Here is a 15,092-nt window from a genome sequence, read left to right as displayed (position 1 = left end):
TATGGCAATGGAACTCAGGCAACAGCTGCGCCTCTCCCAACAACTGGTGATGACCCCCCAGCTTCAGCAGGCCATCAAGCTCCTGCAACTCTCCCGTCTCGAGCTGGTCGACGCCATCTCCCAGGAGCTGGAAGAAAACCCGGCCCTCGAAGAGATTCAGGAGACGGCACAACGGGAAGCGGGAACCCACGAGGACGAGAAGCCGGCACCGGAAGAGAACGCAACGTCCGAAGTGAAAATCGACGAGAAGATCGGAAGCGACATCGACTGGGACAACTACCTGGGAGAGTACAACTCCACAGGCAAGGCCCAGTACGAATCCGAGCAGAAGGAGGCGCCCAAATACGAGGCCTTCGTATCCCAGAAGAAATCCCTGGATGACCACCTTCTCTGGCAGCTCCTGATGACCTGCCCGGACTCCGACACCGAGGAGATCGGCTGCCTCATCATCGGCAACCTGAGCAGCGACGGCTATCTCACCGCCTCCGTCGAAGAGATCGCGGAGGAGTGCGGCCACTCGGTGGAGCTCGTGGAAGATGTCCTTGAAGAATGCGGACCTTTTCGATCCTCCAGGGCATCTGTGCCCGGAACTTAGGGGAGTGCCTCCTGATCCAGGCCCGCCATTTCGGCGTGGAGACCCGGATCATGAAAGAGGTCGTCACCAACCACATCAAGGAGCTGGAGAACAAAAACTACAAGGCCATCAGCAAGGCGCTGGTGCAGGACTTGCCCAGCATCATCTCCACGGTGAACATCATCAAGGAGTTCGAGTCCAAGCCGGGCCGCCCCTTCAGCACCGAAGAACCCCACTACATCACTCCGGACATCTACGTCTACAAGGAGGAGGGGGAGTTCATCATCGCCTTGAACGACGACGGCATGCCGAGGCTACGCGTCAACCCCTATTACCGCCAGGCGCTCTCCAAGGGCCAGGACATCCCCAGCGACACCCGGGACTACCTCCAGGACAAGATGCGCTCTGCGGCCTGGCTCATCAAGAGCATCCACCAGCGCCAGAAAACCATCTACAGCGTCATGGAAAGCATCTTAAAATTCCAGGCCGAGTTCTTTGAAAAAGGGATCTCTCACTTAAAGCCCATGGTGCTGCGGGACGTGGCACAGGACATCGGCATGCACGAGTCCACCATCAGCCGGGTCACCACCAACAAGTACGCCTATACCCCCCAGGGTATCTTCGAGCTGAAATACTTTTTCAACAGCTCCATCAACCGCGTCCACGGAGCCGCCATCGCGTCGGCCAGTGTCCAGGACAAGATCAAACAGATCATTGACGGAGAGGACACCAAAAAACCCTACAGCGACGAGAAAATCGCTCAAATCTTGAAAAAGGAGGCCAATGTAGACATCGCTAGACGAACGGTAGCCAAATACCGTGAGGCAATGAAAATATTGCCGTCAAGCAAACGAAAACAATTTTAGGAGGTCATTTATGCAAGTATCTGTAACATTCAAGAACATTGACCCTTCCGACGCACTCAAGGCGTACGCCACCAAAAAGCTGGAACGTATCGACAAACTGCTTGATGCCCCTTCCGAAGCCAACGTCGTTTTTTCCGTTGAAAAGATACGGCATATTACCGAAATAAACGTCACAAGCGGCCGCACCACGGTCCACGCCACGGAAACAAGCGAGCGCATGTATGCAGCCATCGACCTTGCCGTGGATAAAATCAAGCAGCAACTCTCCAAAAACAAGAAAAAGATACAGGCCCGCAAAAGCGGCAACCCCGGGATCCGTCCCACCCTGGCCGAAGAGATAAACGAGGCCCCTGTTGACGTGGATGAGTTTGATGACTTTTCCGATTTCGATATGGATGAGGACCGCCGGCTGGCCTGACCCGCCGTCCGTCCGCAACGTCACGAGGATGAACTCGTAAAATATAGCCCCGCCTGAAAACGCCCCGCACCTCCGTTTCAAGGGGGTGCGGGGCCCTTGAGGAGCAGCCGAAAATGCGTTTCGATTTCGCCGGGTTGATCACACACGGGTTCATCTTGCAACAGGGCGACTCGCCCGTATACACGACAGCCTCCGGGGGCCACCGTCCAATGAAATCCATTTGACAACCCCGGTGATGTCAGCTACAAAACACTCCGTTTAAAAGGTGCCTGCCCGGTGCAGGCGCCTTTTTTCATGGGCAAAAACCGATGCTCGGACGACGAGACGCGACCCGCGCATCAGGTCTTGAAAGATGGGCCATCCACTGATATGAAAGTAGAGGTCCCAAACCTGTCGGCAACCGCCCCACGCACGATCCTGCAAAGGACGGCCTGACACACGGCCTGGCAGACACACCGCCGGACAGGCCAACAGAGACTCTCTGGGTGAATCATTATGAAAATCCTTGATGTACTGCAGCTGGAAACGATCATCCCCGAACTCACGTCACGGGACAAAAAAGGAATCCTGGAAGAACTCGCGGCCCCCATTGCGGACCTCACTGGCCTCCACCACCCGGACCTGGTAAGGGTTCTCCTTGAACGGGAGCAACTCGGAAGCACCGGCATCGGAGACGGCATCGGCATTCCCCACGGAAAGATCGCCGGCCTGGACCGCATGGTGGTGGGATTCGGCATGAGCCGCCAGGGTGTGGACTTCGACTCCCTGGACGGGCGACCGGCCCATATCTTTTTTGTCCTCGTCACTCCCGAGCAGTCCACCGGTCAACACTTAAAGCTCCTGGCCAGGCTCTCCAAAATGCTCAAGAGCGATCTCTTTCGCAAAAAACTGATGACCGCCACATCACGGGACGAGATCCACGCCATTATCCGAAACGAAGACAACGAAAACGGATGACGGCCCGGGCTTTTCCCGGGCACCATCGGATGTCAGCCCTTGAGAGGCAAACTCCTTGACGATTTCAACGAACACCAGCACCCCGAACCGGTCCGTTCCCTAAAGGACACGCAACCTTCACGCGGCCTTGCCGGCGACGGCTCCGGGCAGCAAAGGGAGTTCTCCCCATGAACATCTTCAACATTTTCATCATCACAGGACAGGCAGGATCCGGTAAAAGCACGGCCCTGGCCGCGTTTGAGGATGCCGGATACTATTGCGTGGACAACCTCCCCGTCACCCTCCTGCCCAAGTTCATGGAAATCCCCATTGCCAAGGAGACCCACTACAGAGGCATTGCCTTTGGCATGGACCTTCGTGAGCGCACCTTTCTCAAGTCATACCGCGGTGTCTTCGATGAGCTGAAGCAGGCAGGCCACAACCTGAAGGTCATCTTCCTGGAGGCCGACGTGGCTACCCTGACGCGGCGCTTCTCCCAGACGCGCCGCACCCACCCACTGGCCGTGGGGGACAAAGGGGTGATGGATGCCATCACCCAGGAACGGGAAGAGCTCACAAGCCTGCGCAACGAAGACGCCACCCGGATTATCAACACCTCCAGCCTGACGGTCCACGAGCTGAAAAAGGTTATTTCGGAGCTGGCCGCAGACTCCCACCACAAAACCCCGCTGAAAATCTCGGTGGTCTCCTTCGGGTTCAAGTACGGTGTCCCCCAGGATGCCGACCTCATGGTGGATGTGCGGTTCCTCGAAAACCCCTACTTCGTCCCGGAGCTCAAGCCCCACAGCGGCCTATCCCCGGATGTGCGGGACTTTGTCCTCAACGGTGAGGGAACCCGGACCTTCCTGCTCAAATACACCGATCTTCTGGACTTTCTCATCCCCATGTACCAAAAGGAAGGGAAACACTACCTCACCCTGGGCGTGGGATGCACCGGGGGTCGGCACCGTAGCGTGGCCGTGTCCTCGGAAATCCACAACCACTTGAAGCGTCGTTATTCCGATATCCGCCTCCTGCACCGGGACATCGGCCGGGAGGAATAAACGCCGGCAGGTGTGTGCCCTGCCGCCAAAAAATGATACACTCGTTAGCGTTACAGACCGAACACGCCTCGCACCAAAGCCCATGCTGCGGCACCACACCGCGGGGGCATGCTCCATGCCGCCCGGACCGTGGCGAGGCCACCATACAAGATGCCCCACATGAGGTTTATATATGATTGGCATACTGGTCGTCACCCACGGCAATCTCGGTGAAATCCTCATCGAAACCGCCGAATTCATACAAAAAGAGCCCCTTGAGCAGGTCAAACCCGTCTCCATCAACATCACCAAGAGTGTCGATGACCTGCACAATAAGGTGGCCAAGGCCATCAAGGAGGTCAACTCCGGAGACGGGGTTCTCATCCTCACCGATATGTTCGGCGGTACCCCCTCCAACCTCTCCCTCTCCTTTCTGGAGGAGGACCAGGTGGAGGTGATCTCCGGGGTGGCCGCCCGGTATCGATCTCTGCGGTGGGCCGCCAGAAAAAAGGAGCCCTCACCTCCACGGCCAAGCTCCTGGAAAACACGGGCAAACGCAGTATCTCCCTTGCCAGCAGCATCTTAAACGGCGCCAAGCGCTGATGCATTCCCTTTGACAGGGTAATAAACGATCGCCATCGGGGCGACCGAGATATAAGCAACCGGGGGCCGGGTCATTACAAAGATTCCGGCCCCTTACAACGTTTAAAGACCCGCCCGAACATTGCCTTTGGATGGGCTGCACCCGTTGCAGCCCCGGACATCGGACGCCTCTTTGCAAACGTCACCAACCATTTATCACCATCACATCTCCAACTGGTGCTGACACCCAACGTTGGACGGAGGAAGACCCATGAGCATCAAAATCGGTATCAACGGATTCGGACGTATCGGTCGTATGGTTTTCAGAGCAGCCCTCAACAACCCCGCAATCGACGTGGTTGCCATCAACGACCTCACCGACATCAAAACCATCGCCCACCTTCTGGCCTACGACTCCGTGCACGGGCGCTTTGACGGCGAGGTAAAGGCTGCGGACAACGGCATCGTCGTCAACGGCAAAACCATCCGCGTCACCGCCGAAAAAGACCCCGCCAACCTGCCCTGGAAAGAGCTTGATGTGGCCATCGCCATGGAGTGCACCGGCATCTTCCGCGACCGCGAAGGCGCCTCCAAGCACCTGGCAGCCGGCGCCAAAAAAGTGATCATCTCCGCCCCGGCCAGCGACCCCGACGCCACCATCGTCATGGGCGTCAACGATGCCACCTACGATGCGGCCGCCCACCACATCGTCTCCAACGCCTCCTGCACCACCAACTGCCTGGCCCCCGTGGCCAAGGTGCTCCACGAGACCTTCGGCATCAAAGAGGGCCTCATGACCACCATCCACGCCTACACCGGTGACCAGCGCATCCTGGACGCCCCCCACAAGGATCTGAGGCGCGCCCGTGCCGCCGGTTGTTCCATGGTCCCCACCACCACCGGCGCTGCCAAGGCCGTGGCCCTGGTCCTGCCCGAGCTCAAAGGCAAGCTCAACGGCATGTCCATCCGCGTCCCCACCCCCAACGTCTCCCTGGTGGACCTGGTGGTCAACCTTGAAAAGCCCGCCACCAAAGAAGAAGTCAACGCTGCCCTTCAGAAAGCGGCTGACGGCGAGCTCAAAGGGGTCCTCGATTACTGCGATGCTCCCCTGGTCTCCATCGACTTCAACGGCTGCCCCGCCTCCTCCAGCGTGGATGCCCCCTCCACCGACGTCATCGACGGCATGGTGAAGGTCCTCTCCTGGTACGACAACGAGGCCGGCTACTCCCACCGCATGGTGGACCTGGCAGCCATGATCGCATCCAAACTGTAATCTTCTGCCTCGGACCGGCCCGTTTTCCGGGCCGGTCCCCCACATAAGGAGCCCCTATGGCAACCCGTACCCCTCTCATCGCCGGCAACTGGAAGCTTCACAAGGATTGCGCCGAATCCGTTGCCTTTGCAACCGAGCTCAAAGACGCCCTGGGCGCCGACATCGACGTGGACGTGATGGTGGCCCCCACCTTCACCGCCCTCTACCCTGTTTGCCAGGCCCTTGGGAAAAGCCCCATTGCCGTGGCCGCCCAGGACATGTTCTGGGAAACCACAGGCGCCTGGACCGGAGAGATCTCCGCCGAGATGATCCGCTCCTGTGGCTGCACCCACGTCATCATCGGCCACTCCGAGCGCCGTCAGTTCTTCGGCGAGACCGACGAGACCGTCAATAACAAGCTCAAAGCCGCCCTCAAGGCTGGTCTGGTCCCCGTGGTCTGCATCGGCGAAACCGATGAGGAGCGCAAGCAGGGAAAAACCTTTGAGGTCCTTGACACCCCAGGGGTCATGGATTTAAGGGATTGTCCGCCGAGGAGCTGGCCCCTGTTGTCCTCGCCTACGAGCCCGTCTGGGCCATCGGCACCGGCAACACGGCAACCCCTGATATGGTTCAGGAAGTCCACGCCTTCCTGAGGAAAAGCGTTGCCGACAGCATCCAGAAAGAGCTTGCCAATGCCATGAGAATCCTATATGGTGGCAGCGTCAAATCGGGCAACATTGCTGAACTAATGGCCCTTGAAGATGTGGATGGTGCCCTCGTTGGAGGTGCCAGCCTTGACACCGAATCCTTCAGCGGGATTGTTCGATACAAACGATGATAAACGGATGGCTACACAATGCTTTTTGTTAAAATAGTTCATATTCTGGTCTGCGTCGGCCTGATTCTCATTGTCCTTCTCCAGACCGGAAAAGGCGCCGACATGGGCGCATCTTTCGGTGGTGGAAGCAGCCAGACCCTGTTTGGCCCTTCCGGCGGCGCCACGTTCCTGAGCAAGGCCACAACGGCCATCGCGATCATCTTCATGATCACCTCGCTCTTCCTGGCGTACGACTCAGGCACGAAAAAGACCGGCTCGGTGATCACCGCACCTCCGGCTGCCGAGCAGAGCGCGCCCGCAGCACCTGCGGATACAAAAAGCGAATAGTCGCACGATTTGCCGAAGTGGTGGAATTGGTAGACGCGCACGGTTGAGGGCCGTGTGGGGCAACCCGTGGGAGTTCAAGTCTCCCCTCGAATCACAGCACAAAAACCCCGTCTTGTGAACACAAGGCGGGGTTTTTTGTTGCCCAAAACAGATCCATCTTTTCAGAAGGGATAGAAAAGCACGCAGAAAGCCCGTAAATGCCCCTTTGCGTCCGTGCAATCCTTTGTTTATTTCAAGACACCAACCCCAATGAGTACCTATCAAACTCGCACCCCACCGCGCCCCCTTGGAAACTCCCCATCAAAATCCCGGGACCACCTCAGGGGAACATCACCTTGAAAACACACCCCAAACCACCCTCCTTCGCCACCCACGGTTTCCGACCCTCAAAAAAAGCCAAGAGCCCCGCAAAAAGGGCTTGATCAACCCGAAAACCGATGTTATAACGCTCTCACATTTTGCCGAAGTGGTGGAATTGGTAGACGCGCACGGTTGAGGGCCGTGTACAGAATTCGCTGTCTCCAAGTCTCCCCTTCGGCACCATTTGACTTCAACCCCCTTGCTGGAAACGGCAAGGGGGTTTTTGCGTTTCGCACCATGGAAAACAGCCCACCCAGATAAGACAACCAAGCCGTGTTTTTTAAAAGAAGTGAGTCCCTGCCCCTTCCGGCTCACCTTTTTATCATCCCGATGACGCGCTCGCGCACCCGCGTTCCCCGTTCAACCTCTGCCCAATAAAGCAAAAAACCCGCCGTACAGACTTATGAGCCCTGTCGGCACCTTAGCATGACCCGCTTTAAAAAAACGCCTTACCCCGTTGAAAAAGACTTGATCAACCCGAAAGCCGGTGTTATAACGCTCTCACATTTTGCCGAAGTGGTGGAATTGGTAGACGCGCACGGTTGAGGGCCGTGTGGGGCAACCCGTGGGAGTTCAAGTCTCCCCTTCGGCACCATTTAAAAGCAAGAGCCGTCGGATTTATATCCGGCGGCTTTTTTGTTTTGGTTCAAAAGTCTCGCCACACGAACAGACCCCATCCTCCCCTTCCATAGAGCACAGGATACGGTTTTAAGAAACCATCATACTCCCGCTCCCCTGTGATTGTTGGTCCATCTGGACATGGCGTGAATAGCACTCAAAAGCGCGAGCCATGGATGATAAACGGCGTGGGACACCTGGTGGTAGGGTGCGCTTGCGCACCGCCGACGAATCTTAACGGCCAATCTCGGCCTTATCAAAGCCTTTGCCATAAATCGACCATTCCCATTATCCACATCATCTGAAGATGTTACCCCGCCCCTCAAAAAAAGAGCGCCGAAACCCGGGAAAAAGGCTTGATCACCCCGAAAGGCGGTGCTATAACGCTCTCACATTTTGCCGAAGTGGTGGAATTGGTAGACGCGCACGGTTGAGGGCCGTGTGGGGCAACCCGTGGGAGTTCAAGTCTCCCCTTCGGCACCATTTAAAAGCAAGAGCCGTCGGATTTATATCCGGCGGCTTTTTTGTTTTGTTCAAACCTTGTGGCTGTGGTAACAAATCATCCGAGACCCATAACCTTCAACCGGGGCACCTTTTGATTTGCCCCTGTGCGTGATTGCCATGACCACACCCCCTCGAATCAACTGCAGGGCCTGTATCCACTTCTTTATCACCTGGGACAACCGCCACCCCTACGGATGCCGCAAAATGGGCTTTAAAGGCCCTATGCTCCCGTCTGTCACCGTGCGGAAGAGCTGGGGTGGCGTCTTCCACTTCCAGGCCAAGGCCTCCAATAAACAAAAATCCTCCAAAACCGACATCATTGCCTGATCGCGCCATCGTTCAATGATGCCTTGACAGCATTCCGCGCCATACCTTAAAGTTAACTTTAACTACCACACCAACAAACGACCCGCTATCAAAGGAATGCTCCCCATGTTCACGATCCATGTGGTGGACGGCTTCATTGAGACCCTTTATCTTGCCGTGTACGAAGAAAAGGTCCTGCTCATCGACTCCGGCTGCCGAAGCGACGTACCCCGCATCGAACAGGTCATGAAGCGTCGCCTGTACTACCTATGAGCTAACTAACTTCTGCCGTGGCCTCCCACACCCATCCCGACCACGCCGGGGGCGCACACACCCTCCGCAGCCGCCACAGCGTTCCCGTTGCCGCACCTGAGGAGATCAACCGCTGGTACGCGGGATTTTCCGGGGCTCTCCAGCACACAAATTATCTTCCTGGGTGACGCCTGTGGGCACGGGCCATGAAATACCCCTTTGAGTGGATCTGGTACAAAAAACGCCTCACCTTCGACCACCCCCTCAAAGACGGGGACCGCCTTCCCGGCTTTGAAGACTGGCAGGTCATCGCCACCCCGGGCCACACCGCCCACGACGTGGTCCTCTACCACGCCCACAGCAAAACCCTCTACGCCGCCGACGTCATCCTGAAGGTGGGCAGCAGCTTTCGCCCGCCCTTCCCCGTCTCCATGAGACCCGAAATGCACCAGAGCATCGAAAAACTCCGGGACCTGGAGGTGGTAATCAACCTCTTGCATGGCCTCGTACTGCGGCCACCGAAACCGACGATTTTTCGACAATTCTCGATATCATGCAAAAAGAGATCGACAAAGGCGTGCCCCCGGGCCTCAAACGCCTAAAAGCTCGCTTCTCCCTAAGTGATGAAACAGTACAACAAAAAAAAGGAATAACCGTGCCTCCGGCGGCAAGGTGAGCCACGTTGAAAGCGGAATGCCGCAGCGCTTTCCCCCTCGTTCCTCGGGTTAAAGCACTGCGGCATTCTTGGTTAACGTGTACACGTCTTGTCCAGAGCCACCCTCAGAATTATCGGTGTGGAAAACCAAGCAATGGGTGGCGAACGGCACAGGCTCTGGCGGTATCGGACATGGAGGCGGAGCCTCCGAGAAAGCTATCAGGCGGAGCCTGGGACGAGGCCCCTGATACGGTCTCGATATCCAGAATGGGCAAAGCCGTCAGGGAATGTGAGGAGCCTGAAGAATTTGCCTGCGCCCGTATCTATGTGTCCCCATTTAACCAACGGCATCGGACTACGCCACGACACGCTATGGCGATAGTACATTCCCGAACCTGGAGGCATCTTTTGGGGTTACAGACAAAAAGGCCGAACACCCATACGGGCATTCGGCCTTTTTGTTGTTTAGCTTTTAAAAAAGAAAAAATTATCAGAGGGTCAGGGAGCTCTCCTCGCCGAACAGCAGGTCGCAGAGGAGGCGAACCCCGAATCCTGTGCCGCCGGGGCGGACGTAGGGGGAGTCCTTCTGGGTGAAGGCGGGCCCGGCGATGTCGATGTGGGCCCAGCGGGTCTTGCCCACGAACTCCGAAAGGAAGAGAGCCGCGGTGGAGGACCCGCCCCAGCGATGGCCTGCAATGTTGGCGATATCGGCCACATCGCTCTTAAGATGGGCTTTGTAATCCTCGGGCATGGGAAGGGGCCAACAACGCTCATGAACGCGCTCTGAAGAGCGCATCAGGGCCTTGGAGAGCCTCTCATCAGCGGTAAACACACCGGCGATGTCCTGGCCAAGGGCCACCATACAGGCACCGGTGAGGGTTGCCAGGTCGATCATGAGATCGGGCTTGTAGGTCTTGGAGGCCCAGGCCATGGCATCGGCCAGAATCAGCCGTCCTTCGGCGTCGGTGTTGCCCACCTCAATGGTCTTGCCAGAGAAGCTTTTCAGAACATCACCCACGCGCAGCGCCCTGCCTGAGGGCATATTCTCCACCAGGGGCATGACGCCCGATCACGCGCACATCGGCCGGCCCTTGCCGCGTTTGTAGAGGGTTCCGGCAACGGCTGCCGCCCCTGCCATGTCGCTCTTCATGCCCTTGAGACCGTCGGCGGGCTTAAGGTTGAGGCCACCGGAGTCGTAGGTGACGCCCTTGCCCACGAGGACAACCGTTTTGGTGGCGCCTTCGGGGTGGTAATCGGCCACCACCATACGCGCCGGGCTGTCACTGCCCATGGCAACCCCGAGCATGGCCCCGAACTTCATCTGGGCCAGCTCCTTGTGGTCCTTGATCTCCACAGAGACCCCGACCTCTTCCATGGCCTTTTCCACCATGGCCCCAAACTTTTCAGGTACCTTGTCCATGGGGGGCGTGGAGACCCAATCCCGGGCCAGAAGAGCCCCGGATACCACGGTCACGGCCTTTTCAGCCACGGGGCGCAGGCGGTTCACCTCGTTGCGGGCGATGAGCACCTCAATGGCCGACAAAGCCTTGACCTTGCGCTCCTTTTTCCCCCGGTAGCGATGGAAAAAGTGGTTGGCCAGAAGCGCCCCCTCGATGACAGCGGTGACCTGGCGCTCCCGATCGATCTTGAGGGTTTCGATGTCCGGCATCACGATGGCCACCTTGGGCTGGCCCAGGTCCAGAGCGCGCCTGACGCCGTTGGCCGCCATGCGGCGCAGGTCGTCTTCCGTCACCTGCTTGGCCTTGCCGAGCCCGAGGAAAATGAGGCGCTCGGCCTTGATGCCCCCGGTGGAGTAACGCACCAGGGCGTCATCCTCCTTGCCTTCGAACTCAGGCAGGGTAAGGGCATCGTCCACCAGGGCCGCCAGCCGGGCCTCGGCGGTAATGGATTTTTTTTCGCACACCGGGACCACAATGTTGGTAAATCGCCGCCGGGACAAATCGGCACTTTTCAATATGATCATAGAGTTCTCCAATCAAAGGTGCGTTTATACAGAAAGAGCGGGAGGAGCATCACTCCGGTCATTTGAATGCGGATTACACCATGTTTGTGTGGACGGAGCGGACCATGCAGAGGTGGCCGGAGCCGCCGTCAAGGACCATGGAGTGGGTCACGATGCCCGAGGCGTCGTTTTCCACACCGGCCAGGAAGGTGCCGCCGGAGATTCCGGTTGCCACAAAGCAGGCCTTCTCGCTGTCCACAAGGTCGGTGGTGGTGAGGAGCTTATCGATGTCGGTGCCGTACTTGATAACGTTGTCCCGTTCTTCCTCGGTTTTGGGATCCAGGCGGCCAAAGATCGCCCCGCCCAGGGCCACCACCGCGCAGGCGGAAATCACGCCTTCGGGGGTGCCGCCGGTGCCCATCATCATGTCCACGCCGGAGTCCGGGGTCACGGCCATGAGGGAGCCGGCCACGTCACCGTCGGTGTGAAGCTGAACCCTGGCCCCTTTGGCACGGATGCGCTGGATCAGCTCCACGTGGCGGGGCTTGTCCAGGACGAAAATCACCAGGTCCCGGACTTCCTTGCCCAGGGCCTTGGCCGTGTTGTCCAGATTGTCCTCCACAGGGGCGTCGATGTCCACCACCTGGGCGGCTTCCTTGGGAACCACGAGCTTTTTCATGTAAAAACTGGGGCCGGGATCGTACATGGAGCCGCGGGGTGCCGCGCCAAGGACGGCGATGGCGTTGGGACGCCCCAGGGCCATGAGGTTGGTGCCCTCCACGGGGTCCACGGCGATATCCACGGCAAGGCCGCGGCCGTTGCCTACCTCTTCACCGGTGTAGAGCATGGGGGCTTCGTCTTTTTCCCCCTCGCCAATGACCACGCGGCCTGCGAGGTTGATGTTTGAAAACGCCTGGCGCATGGCGGCCACCGCCGCGCCGTCTCCGGCCTTCTTGCGTCCGGTGCCAACCCATTTGGCCGCTTCAATGGCTGCGGCCTCCGTTACCTTCATCAAATCAAATGCGATATTCATGCGTTAAATCTCTTGGCTTCACTTCCGGTGCGACACTCCCCGCGCACCCCGGGATAATCCGGACTCCGGACCGTATTGTGGTCATCGCAGAACGCAGTCGCCGGACGCAGGCCCTGCCCGCATCCGTCCGCATCCTACATGGTTGAATCAAAAAGGATAATCTATACCACACCCACCCGTGATCAAGCCACCATATTCATCATGTGGGCAAGGGTCATGGCCCCGAAAAGGGACACCGCTGCCGACCAGACCATCAGACGGCAGGCGCTTTCCACGGTGGCGGGCACGTAGGGGTTCTCTTTGTACTCTTCGCAGATGTAGGCCTTGTCCACCACCTTGCCGAAATAGACGGAAGGTCCGCCCATGGTCACCTCCAGGGCTTCGGCAAAGGAGGCTTCCGGGTACCCGGCGTTGGGGCTCAAATGGTTGCGACCGTCCCTGAAGGCAGCGCGCAGAATCTCTTTCCAGCGCCGGGCAATGCCGTAGTTGGCCGCGGCCACGCAAAAGACGGAGAGCCGGGCCGGGATAAAGTTGACCACATCGTCCAGCCGGGCCGAGGCCTTGCCGAAGGCGATGTATTTCTCATTTCGGTACCCCACCATGGAATCCAGGGTGTTGACCATCTTGTAGGTCATGGCCAGGGGTGCCCCGCCCAGGGCCGCAAAAAAGAGGGGGGAGATCACCCCGTCCACCAGGTTCTCGGCCACGGTCTCCACCGCCGCTTTCAGCACGCCCCGCTCATCGAGCTGCGAGGTATCCCGTCCCACGATCATTCCCACTTTGGCGCGGGCCGCTTCGAGCCCGCCCATGCGCAGAGCGTCAGACACGGCCAGGGCCGCTTTTTTCAGCGATCGCGTGGAGATGGCAAACCAGATCATCAGGATCTCCACCACCCGGGCAAGGTCCGCGTGGACATAGGACGCAACGGCCATCACCGCCGTGGCAACGGCCCACACAACAGCCACCATGCAGACGGTAAACAACCCGCCGGAGACCACCGTGGGGACCTTCAGGCGCCTGAAAAAGGCCTCGGATTTGCTGATGAGGTTCCCCATCCAGCAGATGGGGTGTGGGATAAACGCGGGATCCCCCACAAGGAGATCCAAAAGAAAGGCTGCAGGCAGGATGTACCACTCGGAGATGGGAAACATGAATCGTCCTTTTTGATGTTGCTGTCCTTAAATGAAACAGGAAGAACGGCCATTGGCCGCCCCCCCTCACTGAATTAGTGAAAGCCCTCTGTAATGTCAAGAAAGGAGAGAAGATACCTCCTCGATTTCGGTCTTGAAGTCGACGAAAAAAAAGGCGATGATATATCTTTTTTATTTTGTAACAACACTGACCCCCGCAATTTGGGAGCATACACGTATGGAACACTTAAAAGCCTTTGGTGACCTGGTCCTCGATGTCTGGCAAAACGGTCTTTTCGGCATCGATATCGGCCGTATTCTGGTGGCAACACTCATCTTTCTGGCCTTCCTCCTTTTCCGAAAAACCATCTCCAAGGCCATCTTGAGACGATTAAAACGGCTGACGGCCAAGACCAGCTCCGAGCTGGACGACAAGATCCTCACGGCCCTGGAGCCCCCCCTGAACCTGCTGCCCGTGGTCCTTGGCCTCTTTTTCGCCAGGCAATACCTGGGCTTTGAAGGCGCTGCCGCCATTCTCCTGGACAAGCTCATCCGCTCCCTGGTGGCCTTCACCATATTCTGGAGCGTCTTCAACATCATCCTGCCCATCTCGCACCTGTTCAAAAAGCTGGAGTCCATCTTCGACCGGTCCCTTCTGGACTGGTTCTTCAACGCCACACGGGCTGCCCTGGCCCTCATCGGGGGTGCCACCATCCTGGAGATCTGGGGTATCCGGGTCGGCCCCATCATCGCCGGTCTCGGACTCTTCGGTGTGGCCGTGGCCCTGGGGGCCCAGGACCTCTTCAAGAACCTCATCTCAGGGATTCTCATCCTTGCCGAGCGCCGCTTCAAAATCGGAGACTGGATTCAGGTCAACGGCGTGGTGGAGGGCACCGTGGAGCAGATCGGCTTCCGGTCCACCCGAATCCGCAGGTTCGACAAGGCCCCGGTCTTTGTCCCCAACACCCTGCTCTCGGACAACACCGTCACCAACTTCACCTCCATGACCTTCCGCCGCATCTCCTGGCTCGTGGGCCTGGAGTACCGCACCACGGTAAGCCAGCTCAAGGCCATCCGGCAGCGCATCGAGGCCTGGATCACCGAGCACGAAGGCTTTGTCAACCCGCCGTCGGCGCCCCTGTTCGTGCGCATCGACAACTTCTCAGACTCGTCCATCGATCTAAAAATCTATTGTTTTACCCGCACAACGGTCTGGGGAGAGTCGCTCGAGCGGAGCTCATCTGCGCCATCAAAGAGATCGTGGAAGAGGAAGGGTCCGGGTTTGCCTTCCCGAGCCAGTCCCTCTACGTGGAGACCATGCCGTGGGAAGAGCGCCCCGCTGTGGCCCAGGGCAATGGCCCCGGCAGTACTACGTCGGCAGAGCACGGGCAGCGATTGATAGTTCGCACGTGTTCTGGTGCACAGAGTGCACCCT

Annotated in this window: 17 protein-coding genes, 4 tRNA genes and 1 pseudogene; 19 read left to right on the top strand and 3 right to left on the bottom strand. The window is 58.2% G+C overall.

The window, feature by feature from the left end:
- Position 1 precedes the first annotated feature (1 nt).
- From ACOYW1_RS03900 to ACOYW1_RS03815, 18 genes are all read left to right on the top strand, one after another.
- Positions 2 to 595, top strand: coding sequence for an RNA polymerase factor sigma-54 (locus ACOYW1_RS03900; RefSeq protein WP_482421730.1), 594 nt, complete (start codon positions 2 to 4; stop codon positions 593 to 595).
- Entirely contained in the window at positions 550 to 1,440 is an 891-nt protein-coding gene (gene rpoN / locus ACOYW1_RS03895) for an RNA polymerase factor sigma-54 (protein WP_482421729.1), read from the top strand. The genes ACOYW1_RS03900 and rpoN overlap by 46 nt, the downstream gene beginning before the upstream one ends.
- 10 nt (positions 1,441 to 1,450) lie before the next feature.
- A complete protein-coding gene (hpf, locus tag ACOYW1_RS03890) occupies positions 1,451 to 1,858 on the top strand; it encodes a ribosome hibernation-promoting factor, HPF/YfiA family (RefSeq protein ID WP_180146747.1) in 408 nt (135 codons plus the stop codon).
- A 495-nt stretch (positions 1,859 to 2,353) separates the two neighbouring features.
- Positions 2,354 to 2,815, top strand: a complete 462-nt coding sequence (locus tag ACOYW1_RS03885; protein ID WP_180146744.1) for a PTS sugar transporter subunit IIA — start codon at positions 2,354 to 2,356, stop codon at positions 2,813 to 2,815.
- A 167-nt stretch (positions 2,816 to 2,982) separates the two neighbouring features.
- Entirely contained in the window at positions 2,983 to 3,858 is an 876-nt protein-coding gene (gene rapZ / locus ACOYW1_RS03880; RefSeq protein ID WP_180146740.1) for an RNase adapter RapZ, read from the top strand.
- Between the two features lie 172 nt (positions 3,859 to 4,030).
- Positions 4,031 to 4,423 (top strand): PTS sugar transporter subunit IIA, encoded by a 393-nt coding sequence (locus ACOYW1_RS03875; RefSeq protein ID WP_482421728.1) that lies wholly within the window; start codon positions 4,031 to 4,033, stop codon positions 4,421 to 4,423.
- 267 nt (positions 4,424 to 4,690) lie between these two features.
- Positions 4,691 to 5,692 carry a type I glyceraldehyde-3-phosphate dehydrogenase gene (gene gap, locus ACOYW1_RS03870; RefSeq protein WP_180146734.1) on the top strand — a complete coding sequence of 334 codons (1,002 nt, stop codon included), beginning with the start codon at positions 4,691 to 4,693 and terminating at the stop codon, positions 5,690 to 5,692.
- A 56-nt stretch (positions 5,693 to 5,748) separates the two neighbouring features.
- Positions 5,749 to 6,324 carry a triose-phosphate isomerase family protein gene (locus tag ACOYW1_RS03865; RefSeq protein ID WP_482421727.1) on the top strand — a complete coding sequence of 192 codons (576 nt, stop codon included), beginning with the start codon at positions 5,749 to 5,751 and terminating at the stop codon, positions 6,322 to 6,324.
- Positions 6,213 to 6,509 carry a triose-phosphate isomerase gene (locus ACOYW1_RS03860; protein ID WP_482421726.1) on the top strand — a complete coding sequence of 99 codons (297 nt, stop codon included), beginning with the start codon at positions 6,213 to 6,215 and terminating at the stop codon, positions 6,507 to 6,509. The genes ACOYW1_RS03865 and ACOYW1_RS03860 overlap by 112 nt, the downstream gene beginning before the upstream one ends.
- A gap of 18 nt (positions 6,510 to 6,527) precedes the next feature.
- A complete protein-coding gene (secG, locus tag ACOYW1_RS03855) occupies positions 6,528 to 6,836 on the top strand; it encodes a preprotein translocase subunit SecG (protein WP_180146729.1) in 309 nt (102 codons plus the stop codon).
- Positions 6,837 to 6,842: 6 nt separating this feature from the next.
- Positions 6,843 to 6,930 (top strand) — tRNA-Leu (locus ACOYW1_RS03850).
- Positions 6,931 to 7,296: 366 nt separating this feature from the next.
- Positions 7,297 to 7,379, top strand: a tRNA-Leu gene (locus ACOYW1_RS03845).
- Positions 7,380 to 7,706: 327 nt separating this feature from the next.
- A tRNA-Leu gene (locus ACOYW1_RS03840) sits at positions 7,707 to 7,791 on the top strand.
- Between the two features lie 421 nt (positions 7,792 to 8,212).
- Positions 8,213 to 8,297 (top strand) — tRNA-Leu (locus tag ACOYW1_RS03835).
- A 138-nt stretch (positions 8,298 to 8,435) separates the two neighbouring features.
- Positions 8,436 to 8,645 carry a hypothetical protein gene (locus ACOYW1_RS03830; protein WP_482421725.1) on the top strand — a complete coding sequence of 70 codons (210 nt, stop codon included), beginning with the start codon at positions 8,436 to 8,438 and terminating at the stop codon, positions 8,643 to 8,645.
- A gap of 105 nt (positions 8,646 to 8,750) precedes the next feature.
- Positions 8,751 to 8,897 (top strand): hypothetical protein, encoded by a 147-nt coding sequence (locus ACOYW1_RS03825; protein ID WP_482421724.1) that lies wholly within the window; start codon positions 8,751 to 8,753, stop codon positions 8,895 to 8,897.
- A gap of 17 nt (positions 8,898 to 8,914) precedes the next feature.
- Complete coding sequence (locus ACOYW1_RS03820) at positions 8,915 to 9,064, top strand: MBL fold metallo-hydrolase (RefSeq protein WP_482421723.1); 150 nt, start codon at positions 8,915 to 8,917, stop codon at positions 9,062 to 9,064.
- 18 nt (positions 9,065 to 9,082) lie between these two features.
- Positions 9,083 to 9,478 (top strand): MBL fold metallo-hydrolase, encoded by a 396-nt coding sequence (locus ACOYW1_RS03815; protein ID WP_482421722.1) that lies wholly within the window; start codon positions 9,083 to 9,085, stop codon positions 9,476 to 9,478.
- Between the two features lie 543 nt (positions 9,479 to 10,021).
- On the opposite strand, the pseudogene ACOYW1_RS03810 reads toward ACOYW1_RS03815, so the two are convergent.
- From ACOYW1_RS03810 to cbiB, 3 genes and pseudogenes are all read right to left on the bottom strand, one after another.
- Positions 10,022 to 11,515, bottom strand: a pseudogene (locus tag ACOYW1_RS03810) (leucyl aminopeptidase).
- Positions 11,516 to 11,588: 73 nt separating this feature from the next.
- The gene (glpX, locus tag ACOYW1_RS03805; protein ID WP_482421721.1) at positions 11,589 to 12,527 is read right to left on the bottom strand and encodes a class II fructose-bisphosphatase; all 939 of its coding nucleotides are present in this window, start codon (positions 12,525 to 12,527) and stop codon (positions 11,589 to 11,591) included.
- Positions 12,528 to 12,709: 182 nt separating this feature from the next.
- Positions 12,710 to 13,678, bottom strand: coding sequence for an adenosylcobinamide-phosphate synthase CbiB (gene cbiB / locus ACOYW1_RS03800; protein WP_482421720.1), 969 nt, complete (start codon positions 13,676 to 13,678; stop codon positions 12,710 to 12,712).
- A gap of 217 nt (positions 13,679 to 13,895) precedes the next feature.
- Between cbiB and ACOYW1_RS03795 the strand changes: the two genes are divergently transcribed.
- Positions 13,896 to 15,056 (top strand): mechanosensitive ion channel family protein, encoded by a 1,161-nt coding sequence (locus ACOYW1_RS03795; protein ID WP_482421719.1) that lies wholly within the window; start codon positions 13,896 to 13,898, stop codon positions 15,054 to 15,056.
- The last annotated feature ends 36 nt before the right edge of the window (positions 15,057 to 15,092 follow it).

The organism is Desulfoluna sp. CYM3A, from assembly GCF_056829965.1.
This window is presented reverse-complemented; position numbering and strand designations above follow the sequence as displayed.

Coding starts and splice junctions, on each gene's coding strand:
- glpX (WP_482421721.1), bottom strand. CDS start 12,527: ATGAATATCGCATTTGATTTGATGAAGGTAACGGAGGCCGCAGCCATT.
- ACOYW1_RS03830 (WP_482421725.1), top strand. CDS start 8,436: ATGACCACACCCCCTCGAATCAACTGCAGGGCCTGTATCCACTTCTTT.
- ACOYW1_RS03875 (WP_482421728.1), top strand. CDS start 4,031: ATGATTGGCATACTGGTCGTCACCCACGGCAATCTCGGTGAAATCCTC.
- rapZ (WP_180146740.1), top strand. CDS start 2,983: ATGAACATCTTCAACATTTTCATCATCACAGGACAGGCAGGATCCGGT.
- ACOYW1_RS03825 (WP_482421724.1), top strand. CDS start 8,751: ATGTTCACGATCCATGTGGTGGACGGCTTCATTGAGACCCTTTATCTT.
- secG (WP_180146729.1), top strand. CDS start 6,528: ATGCTTTTTGTTAAAATAGTTCATATTCTGGTCTGCGTCGGCCTGATT.
- cbiB (WP_482421720.1), bottom strand. CDS start 13,678: ATGTTTCCCATCTCCGAGTGGTACATCCTGCCTGCAGCCTTTCTTTTG.
- ACOYW1_RS03795 (WP_482421719.1), top strand. CDS start 13,896: ATGGAACACTTAAAAGCCTTTGGTGACCTGGTCCTCGATGTCTGGCAA.
- ACOYW1_RS03815 (WP_482421722.1), top strand. CDS start 9,083: ATGAAATACCCCTTTGAGTGGATCTGGTACAAAAAACGCCTCACCTTC.
- gap (WP_180146734.1), top strand. CDS start 4,691: ATGAGCATCAAAATCGGTATCAACGGATTCGGACGTATCGGTCGTATG.
- ACOYW1_RS03865 (WP_482421727.1), top strand. CDS start 5,749: ATGGCAACCCGTACCCCTCTCATCGCCGGCAACTGGAAGCTTCACAAG.
- ACOYW1_RS03900 (WP_482421730.1), top strand. CDS start 2: ATGGCAATGGAACTCAGGCAACAGCTGCGCCTCTCCCAACAACTGGTG.
- rpoN (WP_482421729.1), top strand. CDS start 550: ATGCGGACCTTTTCGATCCTCCAGGGCATCTGTGCCCGGAACTTAGGG.
- hpf (WP_180146747.1), top strand. CDS start 1,451: ATGCAAGTATCTGTAACATTCAAGAACATTGACCCTTCCGACGCACTC.
- ACOYW1_RS03885 (WP_180146744.1), top strand. CDS start 2,354: ATGAAAATCCTTGATGTACTGCAGCTGGAAACGATCATCCCCGAACTC.